General features: G+C 51.8%; 17 protein-coding genes and 1 other annotated feature. Of the genes, 11 read left to right on the top strand and 6 right to left on the bottom strand.

Features of this window, described 5'->3' with window-relative positions:
* Nucleotides 1-145: 145 nt before the first annotated feature.
* A complete protein-coding gene (gene topA / locus V6E55_RS01555; RefSeq protein ID WP_316941990.1) occupies nt 146-2,743 on the bottom strand; it encodes a type I DNA topoisomerase in 2,598 nt (865 codons plus the stop codon).
* Nucleotides 2,744-3,142: 399 nt separating this feature from the next.
* On the opposite strand from topA, the gene V6E55_RS01550 reads away from it, so the two are divergent.
* Complete coding sequence (locus V6E55_RS01550) at nt 3,143-3,394, top strand: YciN family protein (RefSeq protein ID WP_023312072.1); 252 nt, start codon at nt 3,143-3,145, stop codon at nt 3,392-3,394.
* A gap of 34 nt (nt 3,395-3,428) precedes the next feature.
* Here V6E55_RS01550 and sohB read toward each other — a convergent pair whose 3' ends face one another.
* Nucleotides 3,429-4,475: a protease SohB gene (gene sohB / locus V6E55_RS01545; RefSeq protein WP_316941989.1), complete on the bottom strand. Its 1,047-nt coding sequence runs from the start codon at nt 4,473-4,475 to the stop codon at nt 3,429-3,431.
* 251 nt (nt 4,476-4,726) lie between these two features.
* On the opposite strand from sohB, the gene V6E55_RS01540 reads away from it, so the two are divergent.
* Nucleotides 4,727-5,488 (top strand): YciK family oxidoreductase, encoded by a 762-nt coding sequence (locus V6E55_RS01540; RefSeq protein WP_028018798.1) that lies wholly within the window; start codon nt 4,727-4,729, stop codon nt 5,486-5,488.
* On the top strand, nt 5,485-6,075 hold the full coding sequence (gene cobO / locus V6E55_RS01535) for a cob(I)yrinic acid a,c-diamide adenosyltransferase (RefSeq protein WP_316941988.1): 591 nt from the start codon (nt 5,485-5,487) through the stop codon (nt 6,073-6,075). The genes V6E55_RS01540 and cobO overlap by 4 nt, the downstream gene beginning before the upstream one ends.
* Nucleotides 6,076-6,111: 36 nt before the next feature.
* Here cobO and rluB read toward each other — a convergent pair whose 3' ends face one another.
* The gene (gene rluB, locus V6E55_RS01530; protein ID WP_008502809.1) at nt 6,112-6,987 is read right to left on the bottom strand and encodes a 23S rRNA pseudouridine(2605) synthase RluB; all 876 of its coding nucleotides are present in this window, start codon (nt 6,985-6,987) and stop codon (nt 6,112-6,114) included.
* A 383-nt stretch (nt 6,988-7,370) separates the two neighbouring features.
* Between rluB and V6E55_RS01525 the strand changes: the two genes are divergently transcribed.
* Together V6E55_RS01525 and V6E55_RS01520 are read left to right on the top strand one after the other, a co-directional pair.
* Nucleotides 7,371-8,519 carry a PAAR domain-containing protein gene (locus V6E55_RS01525; protein ID WP_316941987.1) on the top strand — a complete coding sequence of 383 codons (1,149 nt, stop codon included), beginning with the start codon at nt 7,371-7,373 and terminating at the stop codon, nt 8,517-8,519.
* Nucleotides 8,509-8,772 carry a hypothetical protein gene (locus tag V6E55_RS01520; protein WP_316941986.1) on the top strand — a complete coding sequence of 88 codons (264 nt, stop codon included), beginning with the start codon at nt 8,509-8,511 and terminating at the stop codon, nt 8,770-8,772. The genes V6E55_RS01525 and V6E55_RS01520 overlap by 11 nt, the downstream gene beginning before the upstream one ends.
* A gap of 208 nt (nt 8,773-8,980) precedes the next feature.
* Here V6E55_RS01520 and V6E55_RS01515 read toward each other — a convergent pair whose 3' ends face one another.
* On the bottom strand, nt 8,981-9,415 hold the full coding sequence (locus V6E55_RS01515; RefSeq protein ID WP_316941985.1) for a hypothetical protein: 435 nt from the start codon (nt 9,413-9,415) through the stop codon (nt 8,981-8,983).
* Nucleotides 9,416-9,578: 163 nt separating this feature from the next.
* Between V6E55_RS01515 and V6E55_RS01510 the strand changes: the two genes are divergently transcribed.
* Nucleotides 9,579-10,973, top strand: coding sequence for a PAAR domain-containing protein (locus V6E55_RS01510; protein ID WP_316941984.1), 1,395 nt, complete (start codon nt 9,579-9,581; stop codon nt 10,971-10,973).
* On the top strand, nt 10,970-11,368 hold the full coding sequence (locus tag V6E55_RS01505; RefSeq protein ID WP_316941983.1) for a hypothetical protein: 399 nt from the start codon (nt 10,970-10,972) through the stop codon (nt 11,366-11,368). Before V6E55_RS01510 ends, V6E55_RS01505 begins: the two co-directional genes overlap by 4 nt.
* Nucleotides 11,369-11,516: 148 nt before the next feature.
* On the opposite strand, the gene V6E55_RS01500 is transcribed toward V6E55_RS01505, so the two are convergent.
* Together V6E55_RS01500 and rnm are read right to left on the bottom strand one after the other, a co-directional pair.
* Nucleotides 11,517-12,137, bottom strand: coding sequence for an L-threonylcarbamoyladenylate synthase (locus V6E55_RS01500; protein ID WP_114977039.1), 621 nt, complete (start codon nt 12,135-12,137; stop codon nt 11,517-11,519).
* Nucleotides 12,134-13,015: an RNase RNM gene (gene rnm / locus V6E55_RS01495; protein ID WP_316941982.1), complete on the bottom strand. Its 882-nt coding sequence runs from the start codon at nt 13,013-13,015 to the stop codon at nt 12,134-12,136. The genes V6E55_RS01500 and rnm overlap by 4 nt, the downstream gene beginning before the upstream one ends.
* 139 nt (nt 13,016-13,154) lie before the next feature.
* On the opposite strand from rnm, the gene trpL reads away from it, so the two are divergent.
* The 4 genes from trpL (at nt 13,155) to trpCF (ending at nt 17,815) form a co-directional block, all read left to right on the top strand.
* Nucleotides 13,155-13,199 (top strand): trp operon leader peptide, encoded by a 45-nt coding sequence (gene trpL, locus V6E55_RS25755; protein WP_106993556.1) that lies wholly within the window; start codon nt 13,155-13,157, stop codon nt 13,197-13,199.
* Nucleotides 13,176-13,270: a sequence feature (Trp leader region), on the top strand. It overlaps the preceding gene by 24 nt.
* A gap of 25 nt (nt 13,271-13,295) precedes the next feature.
* The gene (locus V6E55_RS01490; protein ID WP_114977037.1) at nt 13,296-14,858 is read left to right on the top strand and encodes an anthranilate synthase component 1; all 1,563 of its coding nucleotides are present in this window, start codon (nt 13,296-13,298) and stop codon (nt 14,856-14,858) included.
* Nucleotides 14,858-16,453 (top strand): bifunctional anthranilate synthase glutamate amidotransferase component TrpG/anthranilate phosphoribosyltransferase TrpD, encoded by a 1,596-nt coding sequence (gene trpD, locus V6E55_RS01485; RefSeq protein WP_236921192.1) that lies wholly within the window; start codon nt 14,858-14,860, stop codon nt 16,451-16,453. Before V6E55_RS01490 ends, trpD begins: the two co-directional genes overlap by 1 nt.
* A 3-nt stretch (nt 16,454-16,456) precedes the next feature.
* Complete coding sequence (gene trpCF, locus V6E55_RS01480; RefSeq protein ID WP_316941981.1) at nt 16,457-17,815, top strand: bifunctional indole-3-glycerol-phosphate synthase TrpC/phosphoribosylanthranilate isomerase TrpF; 1,359 nt, start codon at nt 16,457-16,459, stop codon at nt 17,813-17,815.
* The last annotated feature ends 2 nt before the right edge of the window (nt 17,816-17,817 follow it).

Genomic DNA, 17,817 nt, shown 5'->3' with positions numbered 1-17,817 from the left:
CGATTTAATAATAAAAAACAGATTAACTATAACCACTATATCATTTATAGCCTGACTGTATAGTACGGAACAAAAAATAATAACTAGGTAATAAAAAAGGGCCGGATATCCGGCCCTTTTACAGGTAAGTTACGGTTAGGGAAGATTATTTCTTGCCTTCAACCCATTTGCCATCGACAAAGAAGGCTGACCATCCGGTCGCTTTACCCTCTTTCTCTGCCGCAACATACTGCTGCTTTGTTTTACGGCTAAAACGCACCACGGTCTTGTTACCTTCCGGATCCTGCTGTGGCGCATCGGCCAGATAACGCAGTTTCTCAGGCAGACGATCGCGGAAGCGATGCAGCTCTTCCACCAACGGTGCGCGCGTTTCACGCGATTTCGGGAAGGTGTTGGCGGCAAGGAAGACACCTGCAGCGCCGTCACGCAGCACGAAGTACGCGTCTGATTTCTCACACGGTAACTCTGGCAGCGGAACCGGATCTTCCTTCGGCGGCGCCACCTCACCGTTGCGCAGAATTTTGCGCGTGTTTTTACACTCGTCGTTGGTACAGGCCATGTACTTACCGAAACGTCCCATTTTCAGGTGCATTTCAGAACCACACTTCTCGCACTCCACAATCGGGCCGTCATAGCCTTTGATGCGGAATTCACCCTCTTCGATCTCATACCCGTCACACGTTGGGTTATTACCGCACACGTGCAGCTTGCGTTTTGGATCGATCAGGTAGCTGTCCATCGCCGTTCCGCATTTTTTACAACGACGTTTGGCGCGCAGGGCATTGGTTTCTGCGTCATCACCTTCCAGCACGTTAAGAACTTCGTTCTCAGGTACCAGGTTAATGGTGGTTTTGCAGCGCTCTTTTGGCGACAGCGCATAACCGGAGCATCCCAGGAATACGCCCGTTGTTGCAGTACGGATCCCCATCTTACGGCCACAGGTTGGGCAGTTGATGCTGGTCAGTACCATCTGGTTAGGCAGCATGCCGCCCTCTTCAGGATCTTTCTCCGCTTTTTCAAGCTGACCCGTAAAATCGCTGAAGAAACTGTCGAGTACTTTTTTCCACTCTGCCTGATGGCTGGCCACCTGGTCGAGGCTGTCTTCCATTTGCGCGGTGAAATCGTAGTTCATCAACTCGCGGAAGTTGGCTTCCAGACGGTCGGTGACGATCTCACCCATTTTCTCTGCATAGAAACGACGGTTTTCAACGCGTACGTAGCCGCGATCCTGAATGGTCGAGATGATTGACGCGTAGGTCGACGGACGGCCAATACCGCGTTTTTCCAGCTCTTTCACCAGTGAGGCTTCACTGAAGCGCGCAGGTGGCTTGGTGAAGTGCTGAGCCGGGATCAGTTCGACCAGAGACAGCTCGTCACCTTTGTTAACCGCCGGCAGCGTGCGGTCTTCATCACCTTTACGCAACGCTGGCATGACTTTCGTCCAGCCATCGAAGCGCAGGATACGGCCACGCGCCTTAAGTCGGAAATCACCTGCACCGACAGTCAGCGTGGTTGAGTCGTACTGCGCTGGCGTCATCTGACACGCCACAAACTGGCGCCAGATCAGTTGATAAAGCTTCTGTGCATCGGCTTCCATGTCTTTCAGCGACTCAGCTAACACAGAGACGTCTGAAGGACGAATCGCTTCGTGCGCTTCCTGAGAATTCTCTTTGCTGGCGAACTGATTGGCACTTTCCGGCAGATATTTCTTACCGAAATTGTCACTGATATACCCGCGCACCATGTTGACCGCGTCCTGGCTCAGGTTGGTTGAGTCGGTACGCATATAGGTGATGTAACCCGCTTCATACAAACGCTGGGCCATCATCATGGTTTTCTTCACGCCATAGCCCAGGCGGGTACTTGCGGCCTGTTGCAGTGTAGAGGTGATAAACGGCGCCCCAGGCTTACTGCTGGTTGGTTTATCTTCACGTTCCAGTACCTGGTAGCGGGCTTTTTCCAGCAGCGCCACGGCGGCCATGGTCTGGTCACGGTTTTCAGGGCGGAACGGTTTGTCGTTTTGATGGCTCACCTGCAGCGGCAGAGCATCACCACCTGGCGTCGTCACATTGGCGTCAACTTCCCAGAATTCTTCCGGTACGAAGGCTTTAATTTCGCGTTCACGCTCAACGACAAGACGTACAGCGACAGATTGCACACGACCTGCGGACAGACCACGGGCAATCTTCTTCCACAGCAGTGGAGAAACCATGTAGCCCACAACACGGTCCATAAAACGGCGTGCCTGCTGTGCGTTTACACGGTCGATATTCAGCTCGCCCGGCTTCTCAAACGCCTGACGAATCGCATTCTTCGTAATTTCGTTAAACACTACACGGCTGTAGCGTTTGTCATCACCACCGATCACTTCCCGCAGGTGCCACGCAATGGCTTCCCCTTCGCGGTCAAGGTCGGTTGCGAGATAGATGTGGTCTGCTTTTTCAGCAAGCTGCTTCAGCTCGTTAACGACTTTTTCTTTCCCGGGCAACACTTCATATTGTGCATCCCAGTTATGCCATGGGTTAACACCCATGCGGTTGACAAGCGCGCTACGTTCATCCTTTTTAGGCTTTTTGGCCCCTTTGGTGGAGGTAGAGTCTGCGCTCTTTTTGCTGGCTGAGCCACTGGTCGGCAAATCGCGGATATGACCCACGCTGGACTTAACCACGTAGTCATTACCCAGATACTTATTGATCGTTTTGGCTTTTGCCGGGGACTCAACGATGACGAGAGCTTTACCCATATTCACCTTTACCTAATTTAATTCTTCCAGGAATACGCCGCACGTTGATTTCCCTTCCGCTGACGGCGAGCCAATGATATTGCGGCCACCTCAGGAGATATCAACCCCTTTGTCTTACCGGACGTCAAAGAAAATACGTCCAGGTGATTGAGTTATCGGGTATTTTTCTCACATTTCGTATAATTCGTGACGAATTCCCGGTCGAATGTCAAGCAATTCTGTTGCCAGAATGACGAAAGCGCACACTCTACCTGATAAAATTCGTTACGCAACTTTATTAGCATGCAAAAGCAAATCCCGCCAGCCAGGCCCCTGCACCTTACCCCCTCACATTACAGGGAAAATTTGCCCCCAAAGCGCCCTCGGCGTAGACTATTGTCACTGTTTAAGGAGTGGATTATGCAGAATACGACCCAACCTATTGACCGAGCCTCTCTGCTTATCGAAGCAAACAAGCTTATCCGTGACCATGAAGATACGCTGGCGGGCATTGAAGCCACTGGTGTGGAGCAGCGCAATGGCGTGCTGATTTTCAGTGGCGAATACTTCCTTGACGAACAGGGGTTACCGACCCCGAAAAGCACCGCCGTGTTTAACATGTTTAAATACCTGGCGCATACGCTTTCAGAGAAATATCACCTGGTCGATTAATGCAAAACGCGAGGCATATGCCTCGCGTTTTTGTTTACAGCAGCGGTTTTTGTCCGCGTTGTAACCAACGCAGCAACAGACGGTCCGCACTTTCTGCCGCACTGTTGGTGAAGCGGTCAAGCAGTCGCTTACGCTGGGTAAAGCGCACGCCAACCAGCTCACGGCCGTCCATCAGATTCAACAGCAGGTCGTCACTGGTGCCCACTTCATCCACCAGCCCTTTCTCCTGCGCCTGGATACCGTACCAGTGCTCGCCCGTCGCGACCTGTTCAATATCAAGCGTAGGCCGCATACGGTGCACAAAATCTTTAAAGAGGTGATGCGTTTCATTGAGATCTTCACGGAATTTCTGTCTCCCTTCTTCCGTGTTTTCACCCAGCAGCGTCAGGGTCCGTTTGTACTGACCCGCCGTGTGAAGTTCGATATCAATCTCTTTATTCTTCAGGAAACGGTTAAAGTTAGGGATCTGCGCGACCACACCGATTGAGCCGATGATAGAGAACGGCGCGGCAACAATTTTGTCCGCTACACACGCCATCATATAACCACCGCTCGCCGCCACTTTGTCCACTGCAACGGTTAATGGGATCTGCTTTTCACGCAGACGCTGCAGCTGTGAGGCTGCCAACCCGTAACCGTGAACGACACCTCCGGGGCTTTCAAGACGCACGACAACCTGATCCTGCGGTGTCGCCACAGCCAGAACGGCAGTCACTTCCTCCCGCAGAGAGGAAACTTCATGCGCATCCATACTACCTTTAAAATCGAGTACATAGACACGTGGGGTGACCTTCTCCTTCGGCGCATTGAGCTTCGCGTTTGCTTTTGCCGCTTTGGCTTCCTGCTTATGCTTTTTCTTCTGCGCTTTGTGCCACAGTTTTTGTTGATGACTATCAAGCAGTGCCAGGGACATATCTTCCTGCATCTCTTTATACTGCTCGCTCAGACGGGTGATGCGTAACTCCCCACGCTGACGCTTGCGCTGCGTCAGGTTGACAATCAGAACGGCAACCACTGCGATGGCAATGACAACCGTCGCGATTTTGGCCAAAAACAACCCATATTGAGAAAGTAATTCCACGCGTTCCACCTTGATTTAACCACGAATCTTTCACGGCAGTGTACAACAGCCCTGCCCATGCGTCTCGCTCGTGACATTACCTCTGCGAGCCGTCTTCAGGAATCCCCGGCTTGTGGTTTAAATATTTGCAAATTGTTAATTTTACAGTAATGCGTCCTGTAGACTGATTGAATTCTCATGCTAATTCGGGCATAAAGCCGAAAAGTCATCATGAAGGCGTCATCGCGTCACTGTACGCCTGAGGAGTCACCGTGCATTATCAACCACAAAAAAACCTGCTACAGAACCGGATCATTCTCGTTACCGGTGCCAGCGATGGAATTGGCCGCGAGGCGGCTCTGACGTACGCTGAATATGGCGCAAGCGTTATTCTGATTGGCCGCAACGAAGAGAAATTGAAAGGTGTCGCGCAGGAAATTGAAGCTGCTGGTGGAACACTGGCGGCGTGGTACACGCTCGATTTACTCACCTGCACTCCCGAAGTGTGCCAGGAACTTGCCCAACGCATCAGCACCCGCTACCCAGTACTGGATGGCGTGCTGCACAACGCTGGTTTGCTTGGGGATGTTTGCCCAATGGATGAACAGGATCCTGATACCTGGCAGCAGGTGATGCAGGTCAACGTCAACGGGACGTTTTTCCTTACCCAGGCATTGCTTCCTTTATTACTCAAATCCGAGTCAGGTTCGCTGGTCTTTACCTCTTCCAGCGTGGGCCGCGAAGGCCGGGCGAACTGGGGAGCTTATGCCGTATCAAAATTCGCCACCGAAGGCATGATGCAGGTGCTGGCGGAGGAATATCAGAGCCGCCATCTGCGCGTAAATTGCATTAACCCCGGTGGAACGCGCACCAAAATGCGTGCCAGCGCGTTTCCGACCGAAGATCCACAGAAGCTGAAAACTCCAGCTGATATTATGCCGCTCTATCTCTGGCTAATGGGCGATGACAGTCGCCGCAAGACAGGGATGACCTTTGACGCCCAGCCAGGCCGTAAACCAGGAATTTCCCAATGAGTGAAGAACGCCATCAGCAGCGCCAGCAGCGTCTGAAAGAACAGGTCGATGCTCGCGTCGCGGCAGCCCAGGACGAACGCGGGATCATCATCGTGTTCACCGGCAACGGTAAAGGTAAAACCACTGCCGCATTTGGTACCGCTACACGTGCCGTCGGGCACGGGCAGAAAGTCGGTGTCATACAGTTTATCAAAGGGGAATGGCCCAATGGTGAACGAAATTTACTGGAACCACATGGCGTTGAGTTTCAGGTGATGGCGACCGGGTTCACGTGGAATACCCAGAACCGGGAAACCGATACCACAGCCTGCCTTGCCGTCTGGGAACATGCCAAAAGAATGCTGGCCGACCCTTCACTGCATATGGTTCTGCTGGATGAGCTAACCTACATGGTCGCCTATGACTATCTGCCGCTGGACGCCGTGCTGGATGCTCTGAAGAACCGCCCAGTACATCAGACGGTGATCGTCACCGGGCGCGGGTGTCATCGGGATATTCTGGAGCTGGCAGATACCGTCAGCGAGCTGCGTCCGGTGAAACATGCGTTTGATACGGGCATCAAAGCGCAAGCTGGAATTGATTACTAAGAAAAAAGCCCGGTTGCATTAACCGGGCTTCACTTTTTAACCGTTGTTATTACGGCTGCCAGAGCGGCGGTTGCTGCTTACCTGGCTATGGCGTTTCACTGCACGGCGGATTTGATTCGCCTTCATCCGACGACGATCTTTCTCAACCGCGACTTTAGAGGTGGTTTCCGGCGTCAGGCCGACCAGTTCACGCAGATAGTTGGTCTGGGTCAGATCCAGCTCGGTATAGCCGCCACGCGGCAGACCTTTTGGCAGCAGAATGTCGCCGTAACGGACGCGGATCAAGCGACTCACCTGAACACCGACGGCTTCCCACAGACGACGTACTTCGCGGTTGCGACCTTCAGTCAGCGTCACGTTGTACCACTGGTTAATACCTTCACCACCGGTAAATTTGATCGTTTTGAACGCAGCAGGACCGTCTTCCAGCTGAACGCCGCGCGACAAATCGCGCAGTTTATTCTCGTCAACCTGGCCAAAGACACGCACAGCGTATTCACGTTCCACTTCACGACTTGGGTGCATCAGGCGGTTTGCCAGTTCACCATCGGTGGTAAACAGCAACAGACCGCAGGTGTTCACATCCAGACGACCTACCGCAATCCAGCGAGCGCCACGCAGTTTAGGCAGACGGTCAAACACCGTCGGGCGACCTTCCGGGTCGTTGCGGGTACACAGTTCGCCTTCCGGCTTGTAGTAAGCCAGCACGCGGCAAATCTGTTCTGCGGACTCTTTTACGGAGATAAGATGACCGTCAATACGGATCTTCAGCCCCGGTACAATTTCTACGCGGTCGCCCAGCGTGGCGATTTTACCGTCCACACTTACGCGGCCCGCTTCAATAATGGCTTCGATTTCACGGCGTGAGCCGTGGCCGGCGCGCGCCAGCACTTTCTGTAACTTCTCGCTCATTGAGCTTCCTCAGGTGTCGCCTTCACAGGCGTCTGGTGTACTTTATGAAATAATGAGCTAACTTAAAAAGCATCTCATTGTCATGTAAGTACTTATTACATTAAAGGGTGTCTCATTTAGTACACCCGCATAATCGTGACCTGGCATATTACATTAACTTCAAAAGGAATGCTTCTTCACGTTTCATTTGTTTAAGTCTGGCTGCTGATAGTCTGGGCCAGGACTAATTGGTTATGAACCCGGTTTCCCGGAACATCCCTCTTGTCCGAAAAGAGTGAACGAGCCTTTGATGCAATTTTACTTTAGTTAGACCATTATTGCTCATGAAGTAATTGTATGTAAAATAGTCACCTCGTTAATATCCATTAAGAATAGAGGGATTTATGGCAATGGGTTTTTACCTTCGGGTGGGTGACCCGACGACCTGCAGAGGGAAGATACTGACCGGGGATGAAACGCTAAGTTGGTATGGTGTAGCCGGAGCGCGGGAAGGTGACCTGGTTTCATGCGGCAATCATCCGGGGACATATAAAATATTAGGAGGCACACCTGGCACGTGGGACGATGGTAGAAGACTGGCGGGAACACTGGACAGCGTCAGTTCCTGTCCGTGTAAGGCCAGATTCATCCCTACTATTCCTGACTGTTATGAACAAGATACTCTCTCTTCGTTGAAGCATTCAGGTATCACAGAAGAGATCCTTACATCAATATTTCTCCCGCAGTCAGATCCTGAACAACATGCACAGGCAGCAAAGAAGCAAAATAGCTTTGCTGACACCTGCAAGCCAGAAGATAACACGCTACTTAACGGCGTTTACCTCTGGATTGAAACAACAAGTGCAGGTCATGCTTTCGTTTCGGTACATGAAAATAACAGCATTTATCTCTACACCTATGGACGCTATGGGCGCACTGATAAAAGTACCTTCACTGGGGATGGGATTTTAGACTTTTTCCAAGATGAAGATGCGCGTAAGTATTACCGATACGAACTTTATGAAATGGGGGCTCGCGCTTTCCGCATTGATGATGCAGATTCTAAAAGAACCCGTAAATTCTTCGAAAACCTTTGGATTGGCGGTGTAGCACTAATTCAAACGCCAAACATGCAAGACGGTACAAAGCGAAGAGGCCGCATGATTGATAAGTATGATGTGACTGGTAACAACTGTACCACCCACTCAGTTGAGGGGATCAAGTTTGCTGGCTCAAAGTTATTCGATCACGGTTACACATCCACGACAACACAGCTACCAATCAACATAGAAGAAGATTTTACTATTCCGGTTTCACTGCAAAGTTATCTTGAATCAAAGAGTGCAGACTTCTCCTCAATGCTCGTTGTCGAAATGACTAATACATTCAAACAGCAGTACCCTAACACCGAGAAAATAAAACCTCAACCAATGGGAGGGAGTGCAAAAATTCAACAAGCTGCTGCCGATTCCGCTGCTGTTGCAGGCTCAACATCCCCATACTCAGGCGGTACAGTAGGCGGTTCATTGGGAAGCACTTACGATGATGAATAAGAAGTTCTGGATCAGGTGGATAAGTATCGCGCTGATCTGCGTAGCGTATTACGTTATCGTGCTTTATTTCGATCTTGTCTTCGCTCTTAACTTTTCAGAGACAATGAGCCAAGGCGGAGAATTTGCCCCTTCTCAATGCACCTGGTTTGTTAAGGAGCTCTCGCAAAATCACTCTGATTCGGCTTTAGCCTCTATCATTGGTTTCACTGTATGCGTCCCTCTGATCCTGCTCATCTTCAAAAAAGTGAGATGACCGCCAAAGGCTGGGCGATCAACGTCCCATCCAGCAACCTACCCAGATACTTGAGCGGGACGGATTCTGGAAATGAGGACTTCGCTTAGATCGCATTAAATGATCCAAGCAATGGGGCAAAACATCCCCTTCTCCGCTTTTCAACATTTCCCCGATTGGTCGTCATCACACCCCGGAAAAAACCTAAGCGATCAAAAGAAATAAATCTTTAGCTATTCTTTTTGTTAGAAAACTTGCAGTGCAAACATGACCAATTATTCTTCGGGAGAATTCCATAAGCCCGATTCCCGGCGGTAACAATGGAACGCAGATGATGTTTCTTATTATCACCTTCGTAGCATCTCGGACAAAAAGGGGTTTCATCGCCTTCTTTCCAGTACAGCGGCGGCTTAAAGACAAACGTTGATTTATCTACCAGCTGTTCTTCAAGATGCTTATTTTTCTGTTCAGCATCGAAAATTAAAGTCTGCGTAGTTATCGCTTCTATCTTCGCGTCGGCGAGTTCAACCATCAGATTAGCCAACTCAAGTTTTAGCGTGGCCTTGTCCAGTTCATCACTGTTATTTGCCAGTTTCTGGGTGATGCTCACCGCTTTATCAAGGATTCCAACTGCTGCCGCCGTGCTTGACAATACTCCTGCCATAACATCCCCTGAGTGAGATTTATCTAAGCGTCATTGCGCTTAATCTACCGGATAACCTTCTGTTACGAAACGAAGTTTCACTTAAACCTAATACTTGTTGTGCATGTGGTTATTGTTTGTAAAATGACCGCTGTGATTGTTTCCACAACACGTAGAGGGACTTATGGCAACAGGCTTTTATCTCCGGGTTGGAGATCGTACTACCTGCGGTGGCAAAATCTTAACCGGAACCCCAGACATCGACTGGAATGGCGCAGATGCTGCTCGCGAAGGTGATTTTGTCTCTTGTGGTAAAAATCCGGGTATTTCATACAAAATCCTCGGAGGAACAGAGGGGTTTATGGATGAATCGCGGCAGTTAGCTGGAACATTGGATAGTATCAGTTCTTGCCCTTGTAAAGCCAAGTTCATTCCTTCCATACCTGACTGTTATGAAAAAGAAACAGTATCTTCGTCAAGACGTTCAGGTGTAGCAGCAGCGCCCCCAATCCCTGCGGCACTGATGCCAAAACTTAGCTCAGAGCCAGAACAGCACACCCAAGCAGCGAAGAAGAAAACAGGCATAGATGCAGGTTTTGCCGTTCTCCCCTATGGCGGCACTACAGAAGCCTGGCAACGTCTGTTATTCACTGAAAACCCACCAGCAGGAGCTAAAGAACTATTCGCCACGCTGAACGGTGCTGATGAAAGGTATAAAGCCGGTTCGATTATGCTTCTAGTTGATCCTGAAAAGCAGGACGACGAACAGATTGCCCACATGAAAGCCGCGAAAGCACGAGTTGATGCGGCGTTAGAACCGCTAACAATCCAGGAAGCTAATTTTCTTCATAAGAACAAAGACACCATTGATCTGTTTACCTCTCGTGCAAGTACCGCGGTTGGGATTGCCTCAGAAGCTGCGGGTAAATACTTTGAGAATATCGAAAGCATTCTGACCAGGATTCAACAAGCGTACAAAAATCAATACATCACCAGCGGTTCTCTGATTGGAGAGCAGTTCTACGTCGAGAGACGACAGCTCTTCAACGAACTTGATAGCGTTCTCACTGATTTCACCCGCCACAAACTCGCCTTGCAAGACTACCCGGATATCAAGCGAGCATTAGGACTTTCGACCAGTTCTATCACTCACCGCTGGAATCAGACGGGGGTTGCTGACATTGAAGGCTACGCCACCTTCATCGAGAAAGCGGCAAAGTATGTGAAAATGATGAAAACAGCGGGCTATGTCGGAATAGCTCTTGATGGTGTGAACAGGCTGGATAAGATTTATGAAGCCTGCACAGTTGGGTCAGACTGCGAAAAAACGGCTTATACCGAGGTTGGCAGTTTTGGTGTGGGGTTAGGTACCGGAATAGGCGCAGGTGCGCTTGTTTCTAGTTCGGTATCTACTACGGTTTGCTCAGTTGTCTTAGGTGCATTAACTATTGAAGCCGCTGGAGCTGGAATGTTAGCTTGCGGTGTGATCTTTACCGGAGCGGTTGGGTATGCAGGAGGAGAAGCAGGCGGTAAGCTTGGCGAAAAGGCTGGCGAAATAATTTATGAGGTAACAAAGTGACAATTTCAGTTTCCGACATTTTCATAATTGGCACTTCAGGAATCATTATTCTATCTACAGTTATTATGGTCGTGCTTTCCATTTTAAACAAAAAGCGATTCCTTGAAGTATGCCGTTTGTACGAAAAGGAGTTTGGCTCTATTCCACTCGCTGCCGCGGTTCTAAAAGATGCCGATTTAATAGGATTCACCGCAGGGTACTCGACAAAAATAAACTTCATCATTCATCCGTTAATCTATGGAAAAAAATCGGCTCATAGCAAAAATGATGATGCAACTTTCATCAGAAGCCTACCTGCAAACATTAGATACTGGTTTATTGCCGAGTTCCTGTGTTCGTTAGTTGGTTTCATTGCCCTGCTTATTGGCGGGATCTGCATTTGGGTCGACAAATGATCAATTCGGCAGATCTGATCATCTGCGGATTTGGAGGGGATAGGTGTACCTCTCATCCTGTTTATCTTCAAAAAGGTGAGATGACCGCCAAAGGCTGGAGAGATCCAGCCTCCCATCTTCCTTCAATTTCAGACATTAAAAACCTTATTTACAAGAAAGGCTTAACATCACCCACGCCTTCACGAATCACTTCTGGCGCATCTTCGGTCAAGTCGACCACAGTGGTTGGCTGCTGACCAAGATAGCCGCCGTGAATAATCAACTCGACCACCTTCTCCAGACGATCTTTGATCTCTTCCGGATCGGATTCGGTAAATTCACTTCCCGGCAGCATCAGCGAGGTCGAGAGCATAGGTTCGCCGAGGGTTTCCAGCAGCGCCTGTGCAATCGGGTTCGACGGTACACGCATCCCGATAGTTTTGCGTTTTTCCTGCAACAAACGACGCGGTACCTCTTTTGTCCCTTTGAGGATGAAGGTGTAGTTCCCCGGCGTGTTGTTCTTGATCAGGCGAAACGCCACGTTATCCACATAAGCATAAGTCGAGAGCTCAGAGAGATCGCGGCACATCAGGGTAAAGTTATGGCCATCTGGCAGTTGGCGGATACGGCAAATGCGTTCCATCGCCCCTTTGTCTTCAATTTTGCAGCCCAGCGCATAGCCAGAGTCGGTCGGATAGACAATGACCCCGCCTTTGCGAACGATCTCCACGGCCTGGTTGATCAGGCGTGCCTGCGGGTTATCCGGATGGATATAAAAAAACTGACTCATACTACCCTCTCTTCAATTTGCTGCGGCTGTTCCCAAAGCTGCCAGACGGGTTCCACACCTGCGGGTAGCCAGAGCTTGCGCCCCAGTTCGATCCACGCACAAGGCTGATGGAAATCAGACCCTTGTGACCCAAGCAGGCCGAACTGACGGGCATACGTTGCGAGCTGTGCGCGCTCATTGGGCGCCTGCTGACACTGGGCGACTTCCATCGCCTCACCACCGCATTCGGCAAAGTGTGCCAGTAGTCTTTTCAGCCATTTAGCAGAAAGATTATATCGCCCCGGATGGGCCAGCACGGCCTTGCCACCAGAATGATGAATCACATCAATAGCTTGTTTTATTGTACACCACTGTGGCGGAACGTATCCGGTTTTCCCGCGAGCAAGATACTTTTTGAAAACATCCGCCATTGTCGTCGCTTTGCCTGCTTCAACCAGAAAGCGGGCAAAATGGCCGCGAGTCACCGCCCCGCCGTTCGCCAGCTTTTGCGCACCTTCCAGTGCTCCGGGGATGTGCGCTTTTTCAAGGCGTTCACCGATCATCTCTGCTCGTTGATTGCGGCGTGATTTTTGTTCTTGCAAAAACGCGCACATTGCCGGATGTTCGATATTGATATTCAGACCGACAATATGAATTTCGTGGTTTTCCCACACGGTCGATATCTCAACGCCAGGCACCAGATTCAACGCAAGTCCACTGCGGGCAATCTCAGCGCGCGCTGCCTGAATAGCATCCGTTGTATCGTGATCGGTTATCGCCAGCGTACCGACACGCATTTCAATGGCGCGATGAACCAGTGCTTCGGGTGTCAGCAGGCCATCGGAGGCCTGAGTATGGCTGTGTAAATCGTAAATATTGGCGTAGGTGGTATCGCTCAAAGCACTTCCCATCACAGGTTGGAGGCATCCAAAACCCCTATGATACCGACTTACATTGAAATTCTGAAATCAAGGGTTGACAACTTGCCATCGAACTAGTTAACTAGTACGCAAGTTCACACGAGAAAGGTATCTGAAAATGACAGCACATTTCACTCTGCACGGTTGGTGGCGCACTTCCTGATCATCGGGCAGTGTCACGCGTCTGCGAAATGCAAACAGATACCCAGCCCGCTACTAAGCGGGCTTTTTTTTGAACAGAATAAATGAGAACAACATCATGCAAACAGCCAAACCACACCTCGAATTGCTAACCCGCGAGGCGGCCTATCGCCACAATCCCACCGCGCTGTTTCACCAGGTGTGCGGTGCCCGTCCGGCGACGTTGCTGCTGGAGTCTGCGGATATTGACAGCAAAGACGATCTCAAGAGCCTGCTGCTGGTTGATAGCGCATTGCGTATTACCGCTTTAGGTGACACTGTCACCATTAAGGCGTTGTCAGAAAATGGTGCGTCGCTGCTGCCGCTGCTGGATGCCGCCCTGCCTGCCGGAATTGAAAATGAACGCCACCCGGAAATGCGGGTTCTGCATTTCCCGCCGGTCAGCCAGTTGCTGGACGAAGACGCACGTCTCTGTTCTCTGTCCGTTTTCGATGCTTTCCGCCTGCTGCAAAACCTGGTGTCCGTACCGGAAGATGAACGTGAGGCGATGTTCTTCGGTGGGCTGTTTGCGTATGACCTGGTCGCGGGTTTTGAAGATTTGCCGGAAACAGAGCAAGGCAACCGCTGCCCTGACTACTGCTTCTACCTGGCGGAAACCTTGCTGGTGATCGACCATCAGAAAAAATATACCCGCATTCAGGCTAGCCTGTTCACGCCGTCTGCGGCAGAGAAAAACCGCCTTGAACATCGCATCACCCAGCTGCAGCAGCAAATGACCGAAGCACCGCCTGCGCTTCCGGTGCAGCGCGTGGAGAAGATGACATGCGACGTCAATCAGACGGATGATCAGTACGGTGCCGTTGTTCGCCAGATGCAAAAAGCGATTCGTGCCGGTGAAATTTTCCAGGTTGTCCCTTCCCGTCGCTTCTCTCTGCCCTGCCCGTCTCCGCTGGCCGCCTACGACGTGCTGAAGAAAAGCAACCCGAGTCCATACATGTTCTTTATGCAGGACAACGATTTCACCCTGTTTGGCGCGTCACCAGAAAGCTCGCTGAAATACGATGCCACCAGCCGCCAGATTGAGATCTACCCCATTGCCGGGACGCGTCCACGCGGGCGTCGTGCGGATGGCTCGCTTGACCGCGATCTCGACAGCCGTATTGAGCTGGAAATGCGTACCGACCACAAGGAGCTTTCCGAGCACCTGATGCTGGTCGATCTGGCGCGTAACGACCTGGCGCGCATTTGTACCCCGGGTAGCCGTTACGTTGCTGACCTCACCAAAGTCGACCGTTATTCATTTGTGATGCACCTGGTGTCCCGCGTGGTGGGCGAACTGCGCAGCGACCTCGACGTGCTGCACGCCTATCGCGCCTGCATGAACATGGGGACCCTGAGCGGTGCGCCAAAAGTACGCGCCATGCAGTTGATTGCCGGTGCCGAAGGCCGTCGTCGCGGTAGCTACGGCGGTGCGGTGGGTTACTTTACCGCCCACGGTGATCTCGATACCTGCATCGTAATCCGTTCTGCCTATGTCGAAGACGGTATTGCCACCGTACAGGCAGGCGCAGGCATTGTTCTTGATTCTGTTCCGCAGTCTGAAGCTGACGAAACACGCAGTAAAGCACGTGCGGTACTTCGCGCCATTGCTACCGCACACCATGCACAGGAGATTTTCTGATGGCTGACATTCTGCTGCTCGATAATATCGACTCCTTTACTTATAACCTTGCAGATCAGCTGCGTGCGAATGGTCATAACGTCGTTATCTACCGCAACCACGTGCCAGCACAGACGCTGATTGACCGACTGGCCACCATGCAAAACCCGGTGTTGATGCTCTCTCCAGGACCCGGTGCACCGAGTGAAGCTGGCTGTATGCCAGAACTGCTCACGCGTATGCGTGGAAAGCTGCCGATTATCGGTATCTGTCTTGGTCACCAGGCCATTGTGGAAGCCTATGGCGGCTACGTCGGCCAGGCAGGCGAAATTCTGCACGGTAAAGCGTCCAGCATCGAACATGACGGTCAGGCGATGTTTGCCGGGTTGCCTAACCCACTCCCGGTGGCGCGCTACCACTCGCTGGTGGGGAGCAATATTCCAGCCGGACTGACCATTAACGCCTCGTTTGAAGGGATGGTGATGGCGGTGCGTCATGATGCGGACCGCGTCTGCGGTATGCAGTTCCACCCGGAATCGATTCTGACCTCTAACGGTGCTCGTCTGCTGGAACAAACTCTCGACTGGGCGTTACAGAAGCTGGAGCAAACCAATACGCTGCAGCCGATTCTGGAAAAACTGTATCAGGCGCAGACGCTGAGCCAGCAGGAGAGCCACCAGCTCTTCTCCGCCGTGGTTCGCGGTGAACTGAAACCTGAACAGCTTGCTGCTGCACTGGTCAGCATGAAAGTGCGTGGAGAAAGCCCGCAGGAGATTGCCGGTGCGGCCACAGCACTGCTGGAAAATGCCGCCCCGTTCCCGCGCCCGGATTATCAGTTTGCGGATATTGTTGGCACCGGCGGTGACGGCAGCAACAGCATCAACATCTCCACCGCCAGCGCCTTCGTGGCGGCGGCGTGTGGTTTGAAAGTCGCGAAACACGGTAACCGCAGCGTTTCCAGCCGCTCAGGCTCGTCTGACTTGCTGGCAGCTTTCGGTATAAATCTTGATATGAACGCCGAACGTTCCCGTGAAGCACTGGATGACCTGGGTGTCTGTTTCCTGTTTGCACCGAAATACCACACCGGTTTCCGCCACGCGATGCCAGTTCGTCAGCAGCTCAAAACCCGTACGCTGTTTAACGTACTGGGGCCACTTATCAACCCGGCTCATCCGCCACTGGCGCTGATTGGTGTCTATAGCCCTGAACTGGTGCTGCCGATTGCTGAGACACTGCGTGTTCTGGGATATCAACGTGCCGCAGTGGTTCACAGTGGAGGAATGGATGAAGTGTCGCTGCATGCGCCAACGCTGGTAGCCGAACTGCGCGACGGTGAGATCCTGAGTTATCAGCTGGAAGCAGCCGACTTCGGTTTAGCGCCATATCACCAGGAAGCGCTGGCAGGTGGTACGCCGGAAGAAAACCGTGACATTCTGACGCGCTTATTACAAGGTAAGGGAGAGGTCGCTCATGAGGCCGCCGTTGCTGCCAACGTCGCCATGCTGATGCGTTTGCACGGTGAGGAAGACCTGAAGGCCAACGTTCAAAAAGTTCTGGATGTACTGCGCTCTGGTGCAGCTTACGATCGCGTTACCGCACTTGCGGCAAGAGGGTAAAGAATGCAGACCGTTTTAGCGAAAATCGTTGCCGATAAGGCCATCTGGGTGGAAGCCCGCAAGCAACAACAGCCGCTTGCCAGTTTCCAGAATGACGTCGTCCCAAGCAGCCGTCGTTTCTATGATGCCCTGCAGGGCGCACGCACTGCGTTTATCCTTGAGTGCAAAAAAGCGTCCCCGTCTAAAGGCGTTATCCGTGACGATTTCGACCCAGCGCGTATCGCTGGTATTTACAAGCACCATGCGTCGGCCATTTCTGTGCTGACGGATGAGAAATATTTCCAGGGCAGCTTTGATTTTCTGCCCATCGTCAGCGGTATCGCACCACAGCCGATTCTGTGCAAAGACTTTATTATCGACCCGTATCAAATCTGGCTGGCGCGCTTTTACCAGGCTGACGCCTGCCTGCTAATGCTCTCGGTGCTTGACGATGAACAGTATCGCCAGCTGTCTGCCGTGGCGCACAGCCTGAACATGGGCGTGCTGACAGAAGTCAGTAATGAAGAAGAACTGGAGCGCGCGATTGCGCTGGAAGCCAGAGTGGTCGGCATTAACAACCGCGATCTTCGCGACCTGTCGATCGACCTCAACCGCACCCGCCAGCTCGCGCCGCGTCTGGGCTCTGGTGTAACAGTGATCAGCGAGTCCGGCATTAACAGCTACGCTCAGGTTCGTGAGTTGAGCCACTTTGCTAACGGTTTCCTGATTGGCTCCGCCATGATGGAACATGACGACCTCAATGCGGCGGTGCGCCGGGTGTTGCTGGGTGAAAACAAAGTGTGCGGTTTGACCCGCGAACAGGATGCCCGGGCTGCGTATGACGCGGGGGCGATTTTCGGCGGGCTGATTTTTGTCGATTCATCCCCGCGTGCTGTCAGCGTAGAACAGGCGCGCGAGGTAATAGCAGCGGCACCACTCAGCTACGTCGGCGTTTTCCGCAATGGGGATATCACGGACGTGGCAGCAAAAGCCGATGCGTTATCTCTGAGCGCAGTCCAGCTCCATGGTGATGAAGATCAGGCGTATATAGACGCTCTGCGAACCGTGCTGGCACCGCAGGTGCAAATCTGGAAAGCCCAGAGCGTAGGCGACACCCTGCCAGCGCGTAATCTTACTCATGTTGATAAATACGTACTGGATAACGGCCAGGGCGGCACAGGTCAGCGTTTTGACTGGTCGCTGCTGAATGGTGAAAAGCTGGACAACGTCCTGCTGGCAGGCGGATTAAGCCCGGATAACTGCGTGGAAGCCGCCAAAACAGGCTGCGCAGGCCTCGATTTCAATTCAGGCGTAGAGTCGCAACCGGGTATCAAAGATGCCAGCAAACTGGCCTCGGTATTTAAAACTCTGCGTGCATATTAAGG

Source organism: Enterobacter sp. 342, from assembly GCF_036663495.1.
In the GTDB taxonomy this organism is placed as follows: domain Bacteria; phylum Pseudomonadota; class Gammaproteobacteria; order Enterobacterales; family Enterobacteriaceae; genus Enterobacter.
The sequence above is the reverse complement of the archived record's forward strand: the minus strand, read 5'-3'. Positions and strand labels throughout refer to the sequence as shown.